Origin of the sequence: Methylopila musalis, assembly GCF_042679725.1 — a bacterium.
Classification (GTDB): domain Bacteria; phylum Pseudomonadota; class Alphaproteobacteria; order Rhizobiales; family Methylopilaceae; genus Methylopila; species Methylopila musalis.
In genome coordinates, this window is record NZ_JBHTMX010000059.1 from 1 (window position 1) to 15,650 (window position 15,650).

A 15,650-nucleotide genomic window follows, 5' to 3' on the forward strand; every position below is an offset into this window, starting at 1 on the left:
GCGCGAGCGCGGCGATGGTCTCGTCCGAGCCGCCGGCCATGATGGCGAGCGTTCCGGCCGCCGCCCCCCGCGTGCCGCCGGAGACCGGCGCGTCCACATGGGCCACGCCAAGCCTCGACAGGGCTGCGGCGTGCTCGCGGGCGGTCGAGGGCGGGATCGAGCTCATGTCGAGCACCACGGCGCCGGGCGCCAAACCCTCCGCCGCGCCGTCCGGCCCGAACAGCACCTCGCCGACCGCATCGCCGTTCTCCAGCATGGTCAGGATCACGTCCGCGTCGCGAGCGGCCTCACGGGGGCTATCGGCGACCACGGCGCCGTCGGGCACGAGCGCGTCGGCCTTGGCGCGGGTGCGGTTCCACGCCGTCACCGCGAAGCCGGCCGCCAGCAGCCGTCGCGCCATGGGCGCGCCCATCAGGCCGGTTCCGAGCACGGCGACGCGGGTCATGGGAGGGCTCCTTCAAGCCGGCAGGGGACAAGGCCCGTCGTTATGGGCGCCCGCAGCGCGGGCCACAAGCCGCGTTTCTGGGGGTTTTCAAGCGCTGCGTTCGCGGCGAGAGTGCCGCCGCCTGAAACCGGAACAGGAGCGCGAACCGCCTCATGCCCGTCACTCCCCGTCCGCTCGCCGCACTGGCCGTCCTTGGCCTGATCGCCGCGCACACCCCGGTCTCCGCCGCTGAAAGGCGCGAACGGGTGGAGAAGCTGATCTCGGAGATGACGCTCGAGGAAAAGGCGGGGCAGCTCAATTTCGTCTCCATCGTGCCGGTGCTGGAGCCGGCCTATGAGGACGTGACCCGCCGCATCGCGGAAGGGTCGGTCGGCGGCCTGTTCAACGTCTATGGGGCGGAGCAGACCCGGACGCTGCAGGAGATCGCGGTCACCAAAACCCGGCTGAAGATCCCCATGATCCTCGCCATGGACGTGATCCACGGCTACCGCACCGTGTTCCCAACGCCGCTGGCGCAGGCCGCGAGCTGGGACATGGCGGCGATCGAGAACGCCGAGCGGGTGGCGACGGTTGAGTCGACCGCGGCCGGCGTGAACATGATCTTCACGCCCATGCTGGACGTCTCGCGCGATCCGCGCTGGGGCCGCGTGGTGGAAGGCGCGGGCGAAAGCCCGTGGCTCGGCGCGCGCATCGGCGAGGCGCGGGTGCGCGGCATCCAGGGCGCGGACCTGAAGAAGCCCGACAACGCCGCCTCCTGCGTCAAGCATTTCGGCGCCAACGGCGCGGTGGAGGGCGGGCGCGACTACTCCGCCCAAGACCTCTCGACCCGCGCGCTGAAGAGCGTCTATCTGCCGCCGTTCGAGGCCGCGTCGCGCGCGGGCGTGCGCTGCTTCATGGCCGCCTTCAACGCCACCGACGGCCGCCCCACCATCACCAACCGCCATCTGCTGACCGACGTGCTGCGCGGCGAATGGGGCTTCACCGGCGTCGTCACCAGCGACTTCCAGGCCATCAAGGAGCTGCCCGAGCACGGCACCGCGGCGGACCTCGGCGATTCCGCCCGGCAGTCGCTCGTGGCGGGCGCCGATCTCGACATGGAGTCCCGCGCCTATGTGAAGGAGGTTCCGGAGCTGGTGAAGGCGGGCAGGCTCGACATCGCGGTGGTGGACGAGGCCGTGCGCCGGGTGCTGACGCTGAAAGACGATCTCGGCCTGTTCGAGGACCCCTATCGCGGCGCGAGCGCGGCGCGGGAGAAGCGCGAGATCTTCACCGACGCCCAGAAGGCGGCGGCGCAGGACATGGCGGAGAAGTCCTTCGTCCTGCTCAAGAACGAGGGCGTGCTGCCCTTCGCCCCGGACGTGAAGCGCGTGGCGCTGATCGGCCCGCTCGGCGACGCCGGCGCGGACACGCTCGGCCCCTGGGCGGCGCGGGGCGAGCCCAACGAGGTGGTGACGCTTCGGCAAGGCCTCGAGCGCCGGCTCGGGCCGGACGGCGAGGTGCTCGCCACCCATGGCGGCGCGGTGGAGAACTCCACCGACGAAGAGATCGCCGCGGCGGTCGAGACCGCGCGCCGGTCGCAGGCGGTGGTGCTGGCGGTGGGCGAGCGGTTCAACCAGTCGGGCGAGAGCGCCGCGCGCTCGGAGCTCGGTCTGCCCGGCCATCAGGAGAAGCTGGTGCGCGCGGTGCTCGCCGCCGGCAAGCCGACCGTCGTCGTGGTGTTCGCCGGCCGGCCGCTGGCGCTGAGCTCGCTCGCCGAGCGCGCCCCGGCGATCCTCTACGCCTGGCAGCCGGGCACCATGGGCGGCCCCGCCCTCGCCCGCCTGCTGATGGGCGACGTGGCGCCGAAGGGCCGCCTGCCCATGAGCTTCCCGAGCGCGGTCGGCCAGATTCCGATCCACCACGACGCCCTGCCCACGGGACGCCCGGCGGAGACGCCGATCAAGCCCTTCACCACCGGGTACGGCGACTCCACCTACGCTGCGCTCTACCCCTTCGGTTACGGGCTGACCTACACGTCCTTCACCTTCGGCCCGCCGAAGCTTGACCGGGAGCGGCTGGCCAAGGGCGAAAACGCCGCCGTATCGGTTGCGGTGCGCAACAACGGCCGGCGGGACGGCGAGGCGGTGGTGCAGCTCTACCTGCGCCCGAGGCTCGCCGAGGTGTCCCAGCCCATGCGCGCCCTGCGCGGCTTCGCCCGGGTGGCGCTGAAGGCCGGCGAGACGAAGACGGTGGAGCTTCCCGTGACGGAGGCGGATTTCAGCTACTGGAAAACCGAGACCGCCTTCGGCGCCACCCCCGGCCCGATCGACGTCATGACCGGCCCCGACGCCGCCAACGTCCAGACTACGACGCTGACCTACGCGCCGTAAAAAAAGGGCCCGCCGGCAATCGCCGGCGGGCCCTTTTTTCAATCCGTCATGCCGTTAGACGGTCGTCACTCGGCGGCGACCACGTGGCGGCGGCCGCGGGCGACGCGCTCCTTCTTGAGGCGTTCGGCCACCAGGAAGGCGAGTTCGATCGCCTGCTCCGCGTTGAGGCGCGGGTCGCAGAAGGTGTGGTAGCGGTCCCGCAGGTCCGCGTCCGAGATCGCGCGGGCGCCGCCAGTGCATTCGGTCACGTTTTTGCCGGTCATCTCCACATGGATGCCGCCGGCGTGGGTGCCTTCGGCCGAATGCACGTCGAAGAAGGCGCGCACCTCCTGCAGGATGCGGTCGAACGGCCGGGTCTTGTAGCCCGAGCCCGACTTGATGGTGTTGCCGTGCATGGGATCGCACGACCACACCACGTTGCGGCCTTCGGTCTTCACGGCGCGCACGAGGCCCGGCAGGTGGTCGCCCACCTTGTCGGCGCCGAAGCGGGCGATCAGGGTGAGCCGGCCCGGCTCGTTGTCCGGGTCCAGCGCCTCGATCAGACGCATCAGCTCGTCCGGCTTCAGCGACGGGCCGCACTTCAGGCCGATCGGGTTCTTCACGCCGCGGAAGTACTCGATGTGGGCGTGGTCGAGCTGGCGGGTGCGGTCGCCGATCCAGATCATGTGGCCGGAGGTCGCGTACCAGTCGCCGGTTGTTGAGTCGACGCGGGTCAGCGCCTGCTCGTAGCCGAGCAGCAGCGCCTCGTGGCTGGTGAAGAACTCGGTGGTCCGCAGCTCCGGGTTCGCCTCCGGATCGATGCCGCAGGCGCGCATGAAGTCGAGCGCCTCGGCGATGCGGTCGGCGATCTCCTGATAGCGGCCGGACTGCGGGCTCTCCTTCACGAAGCCGAGCATCCACTGGTGCACGAAATCGAGATTGGCGTAGCCGCCGTTCGCGAAGGCGCGCAGCAGGTTCAGCGTCGCGGCCGACTGGCGATAAGCCTCCAGCAAGCGGCGCGGATCGGGAATGCGGGCCTCGGGCGTCGCGTCGGCGCCGTTGATGATGTCGCCGCGGTAGATCGGCAGCTCCACGCCGTCCACCGTCTCGGTCGGGGCCGAGCGCGGCTTGGCGAACTGGCCCGCGATGCGGCCCACCTTCACCACCGGCGAGGAGGCGGCGTAGGTCAGCACCACAGCCATCTGCAGGAAGACGCGGAAGAAATCGCGGATGTTGTCGGCGGAATGCTCCGCGAAGGCCTCGGCGCAGTCGCCGCCCTGCAGCAGGAAGGCGTCGCCCGCCGCGACCTGGGCGAGCTTCTTCTTCAGCTTGCGCGCCTCGCCCGCGAAGACGAGCGGCGGAAAGCTCTCAAGCTGGGCCTCGGCCGCCTGCAACGCAGCCGCGTCCGGATAGACGGGCGACTGGACGATGGGCTTGCTGCGCCAGCTGGACGGGCTCCAACGCTCGGACATGATGCTCTCCAAGGTCTTCAAGCGACCTACCGGGGACGAAAACCTCGTCGCCATGTCATATGTGGTCGCTTGTGGGCCGCGCTTCTAGCATCTGCCGGCGCAAAGCGCCATTGCGGCCGCGCGGGCGCAAGGAACCGGCCTCAGAACGCCTTGCGCAGGAAGAAACGCTCGCTGCCCTTGGGATGGCCCGGCAGGGAGCCGAACACCTCGAAGCCGAGCTTTTCGTAGAAGCGGCGCGCTTGAAAGCCGAAGGTGTCGAGCCAGACGCCGGACAGCCCGGCGTCGCGGGCGTGCGCCTCGGCCCGGCGCATCATATCCGAGCCGAGCCCCTGGCCGCGCAGGGCCTCGGGCACGACCAGAAGCTCCACGAACAGCCAGTCGTAGCTCGCCTTGCCGTAGAGCCCGCCGAGGGTCTCCCCGGTCGCGGGATCGCGCGCCAGCCAGGCGAGCGCATGGAAGCCGGACGGGCCGTAGGCCTGATCGTTGAAGGCGATCAGCGGCCGCACGATGGCGTCCCGGTCAGCGGTGGTCGGCGCGTCGGTGAAGACGATCTCGGCGCCGCTCATCGGGCGGCCGCGAGCGGACGACCCGGCTCCGACGCGCCGAACTGGAGATCGGCGAGCCGGGCGTAGAGCCCGCGGCGCGCCATCAGCTCGGCGTGGGAGCCCTGCTCCACGATCACGCCGTCGTCCAGCACGAGGATGCGGTCGGCGGAGACCACGGTCGCGAGCCGGTGCGCGATGACGAGCGTCGCGCGCCCGGCGGCGGTGGCCGCCAGCGCCTGCTGCACCGCGGCCTCGCTTTCCGCGTCGAGGGCGGAGGTGGCCTCGTCGAGAACCACGATCGGCGAATCCTGCACCAGCGCGCGGGCGATGGCGACGCGCTGGCGCTCGCCGCCGGAGAGCTTCACGCCCCGCTCGCCAAGCGGCGTGTCGTAGCCTTGGGGCAGCGCGGCGATGAAGCCGTCGGCGCCGGCGAGCCGCGCCGCCTGCTCCACATCGGCGTCGCTCGCCTCGGGGCGGCCGAGGCGGACGTTGTCGCGGGCGCTGGCGGCGAACACCACCGCGTCCTGGGGCGCGAGCGCCATGCGGGCGCGCAGGTCGCCGAGGCCCGCCTCGCGCAGGTCGACGCCGTCCAGCGTCACCCGGCCAGACTGGGGATCGTAGAAGCGCAGCGCCAGATCGAACAGCGTGCTCTTGCCGACGCCGGACGGGCCGACGATCGCCACCGTCTGGCCCGGCTCAACCTGGAACGAGACGTCACGCAGCACCGGGCGGTCGGGGGCGCCCGCATAGGCGAAGCCCACGCTCTCGAATGCGAGCCGCCCGCGGGCGGGCTGCGGCAGCGGCTTCGGCGCGTCGGGCTCGCGCACCTCGGAGCGCTGGTTCAAGAGCTCGCCCAGCCGCTCGGCGGCGCCGGCGGCCTGCGCCAGCTCGCCCCAGACGTTGGAGAGCTCGCCGATCGCGCCGGCGGCGAACACGGCGTAGAGCACGAACTGGCCGAGCGTGCCGGGCGTCATGGCGCCGCTGAGCACGTCGGTGGCGCCGAGCCACAGCACGCCGACGACGCTCGCGAAGATGAAGAAGATGGCGACGCCGGTGAGCAGCGCGCGGGCGGTGATGGAGCCCTGGGCGGCGGCGTAGGCGGATTCCACCGCCAGCCGGAACCGGCTCGTGAGCCGCGCTTCGGCGCCGTTCGCCTGCACCGCGCGCATGGCGCCGATGGCCTCGCCCGCCAGCGCCGAGGCGTCGGCCAGCGTGTCCTGCGCGGCGCGGGAGCGGCGGCGCACCGAGCGGCCGAACCCGACCAGCGGCAGCACCACGAGGGGAATCGCCACCAGCACCAGCGCCGACAGCTTGGGGCTCGTCACCACCATCATGACCAGCGCGCCGAGGAACAGGAACAGGTTCCGCAGCGCCTGGCTGGCGGTGGAGCCGAACATGGCCTTGATCTGGGTGGTGTCGGCGGTGAGCCGCGACACCAGCTCGCCGGAGCGGGCCTGATCGTAGAAGGCGGGCGACAGCGTCACCAGCCGGCGGAACACCGCGTCCCGCAGGTCCGCCACCACCCGCTCGCCGAGCGTGGTGACGAACCAGTAGCGGGCGGCGCTCGCCACCGCGAGCACGGCCACGACGGCCAGCACCGCGGCGAAGTACTGATCGACCATGCCGGGATGTTCGGACGAGAAGCCGAAGTCGATCAGCCGGCGGACGGCGGCGGGAATGGCGAGCGTGGCCGCGGCGGCGATGGTGAGGAACAGCAGCGCGCCCGCGATCCGGCCCTTGCGGCGCGTCGCGTAAGGCAGCACCGCGCTCAGCGGCTTCAGCGACCGCCGGCCCGCGCCGGACGGATCAGCGGCGGGGCGGCGCGCCATCGCGGATGCTCTTTCGTATCGTTCCAGACGTCATGGGCGCCTTATACGGAACGCGCCCGCAAAGCGCGACACCCACGATGGGCCGAGCGGACGCCCCCCGGTTGTTCCCCGCGACCGTTTGCGGTATAGGCTCACCCGTTCACGAGATCGTCGCACGTTCCGCAAGCGCTCGACCGGGCGCGCGCTCAACCGGCATTAACGACAGAGACCCGCCATGAAGGCCGACATTCACCCCGACTACCACTCCATCAAGGTCGTGATGACCGACGGCACCGAGTACTTCACGCGCTCGACCTACGGCAAGGAGGGCGACACCCTTCAGCTCGACATCGACCCGAAGACCCATCCGGCGTGGACCGGCGGTTCGGCCCAGCTGACCGACCGCGGCGGCCGCCTCTCGCGCTTCAACAAGCGCTTCGCGAACTTCGGCATTTCCGGCAAGTGAGGCCTGGGCGCGCCTGAGCGCGCCGCCTCATCCGAGACCCGCCCTTCCGAGAGCCCCGGATCGCCGATCCGGGGCTCTCTTCGTTTCCGGGCCGCAGCCTTTGGCCGTTAACCCTGAGTCGAGGTCGCACGGTCGACCGCGCCACGGTTTACCGACCGTTATGGAAATGGGCCAAGGTTGAAGGATCAAAGCCCCGGGCGCGCGGCCCGGCGGGACGGCGCGGCGTATCTCGCGTCCGGCTCATGTCCTCCGCGCGCCGTCCCCGGCCGCCCCCCGCGCCGGGCCGGGGCGCGCGTGGAGTGAACATATGCGTGGAGCGTCGCTGAACGTCGCAGCCGTCGTCCTGCTCGCCGCAGCCGTGGCGGGCTGCTCGACGGGCGGCAAGGTCCGCAAGGTGAAGACCGGCTCGGTCTCCTACGCCACGGTGAGCCTGATGCGCGACATGGACATGCCGCGTCAGGCGCCCATCCTGATCCGGGTGTTCAAGGAGGAAGGCGAGCTCGAGGTCTGGAAGCAGGAGCGCAACGGCCGCTACGGCCTGCTGCGCAGCTATCCGATCTGCCGCTTCTCGGGCAAGCTCGGCCCCAAGATCCGCGAAGGCGACCGGCAGGCGCCTGAAGGCTTCTACGCCATCGACGGCGGCAGCCTGAACCCGTGGTCCCGCAACCATCTCGCCTTCAACATCGGCTTCCCCAACGCCTTCGACCGGCAGATGGGCCGCACCGGCACCCACCTGATGGTGCATGGCGGCTGCAAGTCGGTCGGCTGCTACGCCATGACCCACAAGGGCATGGAAGAAATCTACGCCCTCGTGCGCGAGGCGCTGCAGAGCGGCCAGGGCAGCGTGCCGTTCCAGGCGTTCCCGTTCCGCATGACCGAGGCCAACATGGCCCGGCACGCGGACAACCCCCACATGCCGTTCTGGCGCATGCTGAAGGACGGACACGACATCTTCGCCGCCACCGCCCGGCCGCCCCAGGTGGCCGCCTGCGGCGGGCGCTACGGCTTCGTCCGCCCGCCGCGCCCCGGCGAGCCGCCCGCTGGAGCGGAGGCGATCTGCGCCGCCACCGCCACCGCCGCGGCCGGCTGGGAACAGGAGACGGCGGCCGTCTCCTACGCGCCCTCGTCGGCGCTCTACGAGGACATGGCCGCCGCGCGCTGACGTCACGGGCTAAGGCGGTGGCGTTCCACCGAAAAAAGGGGTATACGGGCGCCGCATCCCGATCAGGCTGAACAGCCGAGGCTTCGCAGACGCCGTGGACGGCTTCCGCCCGCGGCGTCCGTCGTTCCAGGCCCGCAGAAAGCGCTCCCGACCCGTGACGATCCCCGCCCTCGCCGCCCCGCTCGCCCGCGCGCTCGACGCCCGCGGCTACGCCGAGCTCACCCCCGTGCAGTCCGCCGTGGTGGCGGACGGGCTCGCCGCGCGCGACCTGCTGGTCTCCGCCCGCACCGGCTCCGGCAAGACCGTCGCCTACGGCCTCGCCATGGGCGAGACGCTGCTCGGCGGCGCGGAGCGCCTCGGCGACGCCGGCCGCCCGGTGGCGCTGGTGGTGGCCCCGACCCGCGAGCTCGCCATGCAGGTGGAGCGCGAGCTGCGCTGGCTCTACGCCGAGGCCCGCGGCCGGGTGACGGCCTGCGTCGGCGGCATGGACCCCCGCGCCGAGCGGCGCCGGCTGGAGCTGGGCGCCCACATCGTGGTCGGCACCCCCGGCCGGCTGAAGGACCACATCGAGCGCGGCGCGCTCGACCTCTCGGGCCTTCAGGCCGCCGTGCTGGACGAGGCCGACGAGATGCTCGACCTCGGCTTCCGCGAGGATCTCGAGTTCATCCTCGAGGCCGCCGCGCCGGAGCGGCGCACGCTGCTGTTCTCCGCCACCCTGCCGCCCGACATCGCCGACATCGCGCGCCGCTTCCAGCGCGACGCCGAGCGCATCGCCATCGAGAGCGACGGCCGCGCCCATGCGGACATCGAGCACCGCGCCGTGCGCGTCCATGTGCGCGAGATCGGTCATGTGGTGGTGAACCTGCTGCGGCAGGCGGATTCGGAAGCCGCCATCGTGTTCTGCTCCACCCGCGAGGGCGTGCGCCGCCTGCACGCGACGCTGGCCGAGCGCGGCTTCGACGCCGTGCTGCTGTCGGGCGAGCTCAGCCAGAACGAGCGCAACCGCGCGCTGCAGGCGCTGCGCGACGGCCGGGCCCGGGTGTGCGTGGCGACCGATGTGGCCGCGCGCGGCATCGACCTGCCCAATCTCGGCCTCGTCATCCACGCCGAACTGCCCCACGACGCCGAGACCTTCCAGCACCGCAGCGGCCGCACCGGCCGCGCGGGCCGCAAGGGCGTGTCGGTGATGCTGGTGCCGCCGTCCCGCCGTCGTAAGGCCGAGACCATGATGGTGGACGCGGGCGTCGTTCCCGCCTGGGGCGGCCCGCCCACGGCGGAGGAGATCCGCGCTCTCGATCAGGAGCGCATGCTGGCCTCGCCCGTCCTGACCGACCCGGCCAGCGACGAGGACATGGCCCTCGCCCAGGCGCTGGCCGACAAGCTGAGCCCCGCCCAGATGGCGGTGGCGCTGGCGCGGCTGCACCGCGCCCAGCTGCCCGCGCCCGAAGAGGTGAGCGATCCCGGCGAGCGTCCGGCCCGCAAGCCCGCCGGCTTCGAGCGTTCGGATCGTTCCGAGCGGTCTGATCGCTTCGAGCGCTCCGACCGGCCCGAGCGCGCGCCGTCCGCGCCGCGCGAGAGCTTCGGCGCCGGCGTGTGGTTCCGCCTCGCGGTCGGCCGCAAACAGAACGCCGACCCGAAGTGGCTGCTGCCCATGCTCTGCCGCCGCGGCGGCGTGGAGCGCGGCGACATCGGCGCCATCCGCATCTTCGACGGCGAGACAAAGGTGGAGATCGCGGCCGAGGCGGCCGAGCGCTTCGCTGCGACCGCGCTGCGCGCCGAAAAGGGCGACGTGGTGATCTCCTATGGCGACGCGCCCGCTCCCCGCGCACCGAAGCCTCAGGGCGAGGCGAGGGTCGCCAGCACGTACGAGCCGAAGCCCTGGAAGAAGGCCGCGCCGAAGCCCCGCGCCGACGCCCGCCCGTTCGAGGGCAAGCGCGACGCCAAGCCCGGCCGCCCGAAGCCCTTCGCCGGCCCGCGCAAGGACCGCGCCGAGCGTCCGGCCAACGCCGCGCGCAAGCCCAGCCCCCGCCGCTTCGCCGGGGGCTGAGCGGAAGGCCGGGCGCCCACCCGGCCCCGTCTAAGTAAGGCGGACAGCGGCCTCAGAAGCCGCCGACGGTCCATCAGCTGTCATGCCCGAGCGTGTCTCGGGCATCCACGACTTCAGCGCGCAAGCCTTCGCCGGAGGGGAAGTCGTGGATGCCCGCGCGAAGGCGCGGGCATGACGAGGTTTTAAAGCGTGTTCTGCCCCCTCACCCGGCGCTTGCGCGCCGACCTCTCCCCGCCGGGGAGAGGTGAAGGACGGGCTTCCGCGCCTTTCAGGGTACGACTTGGGCGCGACGCCTTTAAGCCGCGCTCGCCCTCCCCTCCGGGGAGAGGTCAGATGACGATGTCATCCGCATGAGAGGACAGCGCCCCCTTTGACCGTCACACCGCGAGCGAGTGGCGCGCGGATGTCGTGAGGTAGGCGTCGAAGGCGCTCGCCACGATCCGGGCCAGCGCCGGGCCGTCGTGCAGGATCGTGAGGCGGCCGCCGGCGAGCGCCACGAAGCCCTGCCGTCGCAGCGTCTCCAGCTCCGCCAGCGCCGGGGCGAACACGTCCGGCGAGGCGCCGTGGCGGCGGGCGATCCCGTCGAGATCGACTTCGAACACGCACAGCAGGCTCTCGATCACCGCGCCGCGCAGGCGGTCGTCCGGCGTCAGCGCCCGGCCGCGCGCGACGGGCAGGCGCCGCTCGTCCACCGCCCGTCCCCAGCCGGCGATGTCCGCGACGTTCTGCACATAGCCCTGCGGCAGCCGGCCGATGGCGGTGGGGCCGAAGCCGAGCAGCACCGGCGCGTCGTCGGTGGTGTAGCCCTGAAAATTCCGCCGCAGCGCGCCATCGGCGAGCGCGGTCGCGAGCCCGTCGTCGGGGCGGGCGAAATGGTCGATCCCGATCGCCACATAGCCGGCGTCGAGCAGCGTCTCGCGCGCGGTCTCCGCCAGCTCGACCCGGAGCGCCGGATCGGGCAGCGCGGCCTCGTCCAGCAGGCGCTGGTGCGGCCGCATCCACGGCACATGGGCGTAGCCGAACAGCGCGATGCGGTCCGGCCGCAGCGCCGCCGCGCGGGCCGCCGTGTCGCGGATGGAGCCGAGCGTCTGCAGCGGCAGGCCGTAGATCAGGTCCATGTTGAGGCCGGCGAGCCCCGCCTCCCGCAGCCCCTCCACCGCCGCCCGCACCATCTCGAACGGCTGCACCCGGCCGATCGCCTGCTGCACCGCCGGGTCGAAATCCTGCACGCCGAGGCTGACGCGCGTGACGCCGCCCGCGGCCAGCGTCGCGATGGTCTCCGGGGTGAGGTGGCGGGGGTCGATCTCCACGGCGTGCTCGGCGCCGGGCGCCAGCGCGAAGCGGGCGCGGATGTCGTCCAGCACCCGGCGGAACAGGTCGGCCGGCAGCACGTTGGGCGTGCCGCCGCCCCAGTGCAAATGCGTGACCGTCAGCGGCCCGGCGCGCTCCGCCACCAGCGCGATCTCCCGGCGCAGGCGGGCGGCGAAGGCCACCAGCGGCTCGTCCCGCAGCGTCGCCTTGGCCGCGCAGCCGCAATAGCTGCAGATCGAGCGGCAATAGGGCACATGGAGATAGAGCGAGGCGGGCGCGTCCGACCCCGACAGCGTCTCCAGCCAGCGGCCGTACGCCTGCGCGTCCACGCTCTCCTCGAACTGGGGCGCGGTCGGATAGGAGGTGTAGCGCGGGGCGGCGCGGGCGGCGATGTCGGACAGGCGCAGAGGGAGCATGGCGGCAGGCTGGCGCGCCGCGGCGGCCGCGTCCTTGATCCGGGTCAATGCGTCCAAGGACGCCTCCTTACGGGCAACCCCTTAAGCGCAGCATCGGAATGGCGCGGCGCCGGGCCGGCCGCTATCCCGGACAGGCAAGATCGCACGCCGGACACGCCCCAAAGGTGCCCACGATGACCGCCGCCCTCGCCGCCCCCCTGTTTCCGACGCCCGGCCTGCTGGAACGGCTTCGCCCCCACGCGGCCGCCACCGCGCTGACCGGCTGCGACGGCTGCCCGGCCCGGGCGCTGGCCGTCTGCCAGGCGCTTGCGGACGCGGACATGGACGAGTTCGGCGCCATCGGCGACCAGCAGCGCTTCGCGCCGAAGGAGGCGCTGTTCCGCCAGGGCGACGACGCTGACGCGGTGTTCACCATCACCAGCGGCATGGTCCGGCTTTATCGCCTGCTGTCGGACGGACGGCGGCAGATCCTCGGCTTCCTGCTGCCCGGCGACTTCATCGGCCTCGCCCCGGACGAGCGCTACGCCAGCACCGCCGAGGCGGTGACTCCGGTGGCCGCCTGCCGCTTCGACGCGCGCGCCTACGCCACGCTCGCGGAGCGCAAGCCGCGCCTGCTGGCGAGCCTGCGCCGCGCCGCCGCCGACGAACTCGCCGCCGCGCAGGACCACATGGTGCTGCTCGGGCGCCGTTCGGCGGACGAGCGGGTCGCCGCCTTCCTGATCGCGCTGCGCCAGCGTCTCGCCGTGCGCGGCGGCGGGGCGGTGACGATCGCGCTCCCCATGAGCCGGCAGGATCTGGCGGACCATCTCGGCCTCACCATCGAAACCGTGAGCCGCGTGATCTCCCGCCTCGCCCGCGAGCGCGTGCTGCTGGTGGTGCCGGACGGCGTGCGCGTCCTCGACGCCCAAAAGCTCCAGGCCCTCGCCGCCGCCTGAGCGGGGATTTTCGGCGGTCGGAAGCACGGTCGGAGCCTCGCGCCCAAGTTTCGAGCTTCGATCGCCGCGCGCTTCTCTACCTTGTCCCGGCCTTGAGCCGGGACCCAGACCCGCTGATCTCTCCGCAGAAGTCGCGACGGCCGGCGCGCCTGTTCTTCAAACGTCGGCGTTTATGGGTCCCGGCTCAAGGCCGGGACAAGAGGAGTGGCGCGTCGGCGCGCCCGCGCCCTCACCCACCCCAACACGCCCCCCCCCTCAATGAACCTCGCGCGCGAGCTCCAATCGGATGGTGTCCATCAGCGCGCCGTCGTCGAGGGGCTTTTCCAGCACGCAGGCGAAGCCGGCGCGGGTGGCGCGTTCGCGCAGCTCCCGGCTGGAACGGCCCGTCATCAGGATGGCGGGAAGCCGGACGTGGCGGCGGCGCAGGCGGCGGACGAGATCGACGCCGGTCATGGCGGGCATGAACTGGTCGATCAGCAGGCAGGCGCGCAGCGGCAGCTCGGCTTCGGCGAGCAGCTCCCCGCCGTCGGCGTAGTCCCGCACCGCGAGACCCTCCTGCTCCAGCGCGAAGCGCAGCGCCTGCCGGACCGCGGCGTCGTCATCGACCACGATGACCAGATCTTGGTGAGGCGGCATATGGCGGGCGCCCGGCTTGGGGGAAACGGTTCCGTCGATGCGCCACCCTAGCGGAGAGCGCACGCCGAACCCTTGACCTGCCTCAAGCCCGCGCGCCCCGCCATTCCGGTCATGTCCTTAAGGAGACCGGCGCGGGGCGGCGTCAGTCGGCCATTTCGGCCAGCAGGGCGAGACGCACCAGCTCCGACAGGCTGCCGGCGCGCATCTTGGTCATGACGTTGGCGCGGTAAATCTCCACCGTGCGCGGGCTGATGCCGAGGTCGTAGGCGATCGCCTTGTTGGCGTGGCCGGCCACCAGCCCCTCCAGCACCTGCCGTTCCCGCTCGGACAAGGCGGAGATGCGGCCCTTGGCCTCGACGGCGCGGTCCTGCCGGCCGGCGGCGTCCGCCTGCCGCTCCAGCGCGCCGCGCACGGCGGCGAGCATCGTCTCGTCGTCGAACGGCTTCTCCATGAAGTCGACGGCGCCTTCCTTCATGGCCTCGACCGCGAGCTGCACGTCGGCGTGGCCCGTCATCACGATCACCGGCAGGTGGACGCCTTGCGCCTTCAGGCGGCGCAGCAGCTCGATGCCGTTGACGCCGGGCATACGCACGTCGGTGACCACGCAGCCGTCGATGTCGCGCGCGACCGCCAAGAGGTCCGCGGCGCTTTCGTGGGTCTGCACGGCGAGCCCGTCGGAGACCAGCAGGAAAGCCAGCGACTGCCGCACGGCCGCGTCGTCGTCCACCACATGCACCACCGCGTCAGCGCGCATCCCGAAGCTCCTCGTGGCCGATGGCCCGCAACGTGAAGACGAAGCTCGCCCCGCCCCCCGGGGCCGGCTCCGCCCAGATCTTGCCCCCGTGGGCCTCGACGATCGTGCGGCAGATCGAAAGGCCCACGCCCATGCCCTGGGGCTTGGTGCTGACGAAGGGCTGGAACAGCCGCTCCGCCACGTCCGGCGACAGGCCGGGGCCGGTGTCGGTGACGCGGACCATGGCGAGCCGCTCCGCTTTCAGGGCGATGCTCTCCACGGTCAGCTCCCGGGTCTCGCTGCCCTGCATGGCCTCCACCGCGTTGCGGATGAGGTTGAGCAGCACCTGCTGGATCTGGATGCGGTCGGCGAGCGCCAGCGCCGCGTCCGGCGCGAGCCGGTAGGTCACGCGCACGCCCTGCTCCTTGGCGCCCACGAGCGCGAGCGCGCTCGCCTCCTCGATCAGCCGGGGCAGGTTCTCGATCCGGGGCTCGCTCTCGCCCCGGGCCACGAACTCCCGCAGGCGACGGATGACGTCGCCGGCCCGGAGCGCCTGCGCCGCCGCGGCCCCCACCGCGTCGCGCAGGGTCGCGGTCTCGTCGCCCTCCATGCGGTTCAGGATGCGGCGGCAGCCCTTGAGGTAGTTCGCGATGGCGGTCAGCGGCTGGTTGATCTCGTGGGCGAGCGTGGAGGCCATCTCGCCGAGCGCGGTGAAGCGGGACATGTGCACCACCTCCGACTGCAGCTCCTGCATCCGGGTCTCGGCGCGCTGGATCTCGGTCAGGTCGCGCACGAAGCCGGTGAAGTAGCGCTGGCCGGACGAGGTGGTCTCGCCCACCGCGAGCTCCATCGGAAAGGTGTTTCCGTCCTTGCGCAGCCCCACGGCGATGCGGCCGACGCCGATGATCTTGCGCTCGCCGGTGGCGAGATAGCGCGAGACGTAGCCGTCGTGCTGGCTGCGATAAGGCTCCGGCATCAGCAGGCTGACGTTGCGGCCGATGACCTCGTGCTCCGCATAGCCGAACTGGCGCACCGCGGCCGCGCTGAAGGAGCGGATGCCGGCCTGGTCGTCGATCACGATCATGGCGTCCGGCACGGTCTCGAGGATCGAGCGCAGATGGGCCCGGCTCGCCTCCGCCGACAGCCCGGCGTCCGACAGCCGGAACGCGGCGGCGAAGCCGATCGGAGCGCCGCCGGGACCGGGCGTGGGCAGAACGGCGACGACCAGGCGCATGGACGAGCCGTCCCGGCGCTGGGCCTCGGTCTCGCCCTCGAAACGGCCGTCCGCGAGCGCCCGGTCCAGCGCGTCGGCCGGCGCGCCGAGCG

At 72.3% G+C, this 15,650-nt stretch carries 13 protein-coding genes; 5 read left to right on the top strand and 8 right to left on the bottom strand.

Annotation, left to right across the window (positions count from 1 at the left end; translation table 11 throughout):
• On the bottom strand, positions 1-445 hold a 445-nt coding region (locus ACFQ4O_RS08680), incomplete at its 3' end, for an NAD(P)-dependent oxidoreductase (RefSeq protein ID WP_378775304.1).
• A gap of 152 nt (positions 446-597) precedes the next feature.
• On the opposite strand from ACFQ4O_RS08680, the gene bglX reads away from it, so the two are divergent.
• Complete coding sequence (bglX, locus tag ACFQ4O_RS08685; protein WP_378775305.1) at positions 598-2,814, top strand: beta-glucosidase BglX; 2,217 nt, start codon at positions 598-600, stop codon at positions 2,812-2,814.
• A 65-nt stretch (positions 2,815-2,879) separates the two neighbouring features.
• On the opposite strand, the gene ACFQ4O_RS08690 is transcribed toward bglX, so the two are convergent.
• From ACFQ4O_RS08690 to ACFQ4O_RS08700, 3 genes are all read right to left on the bottom strand, one after another.
• Positions 2,880-4,265: a class II 3-deoxy-7-phosphoheptulonate synthase gene (locus ACFQ4O_RS08690; protein WP_378775306.1), complete on the bottom strand. Its 1,386-nt coding sequence runs from the start codon at positions 4,263-4,265 to the stop codon at positions 2,880-2,882.
• A gap of 140 nt (positions 4,266-4,405) precedes the next feature.
• Positions 4,406-4,831 carry a GNAT family N-acetyltransferase gene (locus ACFQ4O_RS08695; RefSeq protein WP_378775307.1) on the bottom strand — a complete coding sequence of 142 codons (426 nt, stop codon included), beginning with the start codon at positions 4,829-4,831 and terminating at the stop codon, positions 4,406-4,408.
• Entirely contained in the window at positions 4,828-6,639 is a 1,812-nt protein-coding gene (locus tag ACFQ4O_RS08700; protein WP_378775308.1) for an ABC transporter transmembrane domain-containing protein, read from the bottom strand. The genes ACFQ4O_RS08695 and ACFQ4O_RS08700 overlap by 4 nt, the downstream gene beginning before the upstream one ends.
• 214 nt (positions 6,640-6,853) lie before the next feature.
• Here ACFQ4O_RS08700 and rpmE point away from each other — a divergent pair, with 214 nt between their 5' ends.
• The 3 genes from rpmE to ACFQ4O_RS08715 all read left to right on the top strand — a co-directional run bounded on the left by rpmE (position 6,854) and on the right by ACFQ4O_RS08715 (position 10,293).
• Positions 6,854-7,084: a 50S ribosomal protein L31 gene (gene rpmE, locus ACFQ4O_RS08705; protein ID WP_378775309.1), complete on the top strand. Its 231-nt coding sequence runs from the start codon at positions 6,854-6,856 to the stop codon at positions 7,082-7,084.
• A 307-nt stretch (positions 7,085-7,391) separates the two neighbouring features.
• Positions 7,392-8,246: a hypothetical protein gene (locus ACFQ4O_RS08710; RefSeq protein ID WP_378775310.1), complete on the top strand. Its 855-nt coding sequence runs from the start codon at positions 7,392-7,394 to the stop codon at positions 8,244-8,246.
• 154 nt (positions 8,247-8,400) lie between these two features.
• On the top strand, positions 8,401-10,293 hold the full coding sequence (locus tag ACFQ4O_RS08715; protein WP_378775311.1) for a DEAD/DEAH box helicase: 1,893 nt from the start codon (positions 8,401-8,403) through the stop codon (positions 10,291-10,293).
• A 377-nt stretch (positions 10,294-10,670) separates the two neighbouring features.
• On the opposite strand, the gene hemN is transcribed toward ACFQ4O_RS08715, so the two are convergent.
• The gene (gene hemN / locus ACFQ4O_RS08720; RefSeq protein ID WP_378775312.1) at positions 10,671-12,077 is read right to left on the bottom strand and encodes an oxygen-independent coproporphyrinogen III oxidase; all 1,407 of its coding nucleotides are present in this window, start codon (positions 12,075-12,077) and stop codon (positions 10,671-10,673) included.
• Between the two features lie 116 nt (positions 12,078-12,193).
• Between hemN and ACFQ4O_RS08725 the strand changes: the two genes are divergently transcribed.
• Positions 12,194-12,955, top strand: coding sequence for a Crp/Fnr family transcriptional regulator (locus ACFQ4O_RS08725; RefSeq protein ID WP_378775313.1), 762 nt, complete (start codon positions 12,194-12,196; stop codon positions 12,953-12,955).
• Positions 12,956-13,210: 255 nt separating this feature from the next.
• Here the strand turns inward: ACFQ4O_RS08725 and ACFQ4O_RS08730 are convergent, their stop codons facing one another.
• The 3 genes from ACFQ4O_RS08730 to ACFQ4O_RS08740 all read right to left on the bottom strand — a co-directional run.
• Positions 13,211-13,591 carry a response regulator gene (locus ACFQ4O_RS08730; protein WP_378775314.1) on the bottom strand — a complete coding sequence of 127 codons (381 nt, stop codon included), beginning with the start codon at positions 13,589-13,591 and terminating at the stop codon, positions 13,211-13,213.
• Positions 13,592-13,733: 142 nt separating this feature from the next.
• Positions 13,734-14,345, bottom strand: coding sequence for a response regulator FixJ (gene fixJ, locus ACFQ4O_RS08735; protein ID WP_378775315.1), 612 nt, complete (start codon positions 14,343-14,345; stop codon positions 13,734-13,736).
• On the bottom strand, positions 14,335-15,650 hold a 1,316-nt coding region (locus ACFQ4O_RS08740), incomplete at its 5' end, for a PAS domain-containing sensor histidine kinase (protein WP_378775316.1). The genes ACFQ4O_RS08740 and fixJ, both read right to left, overlap by 11 nt.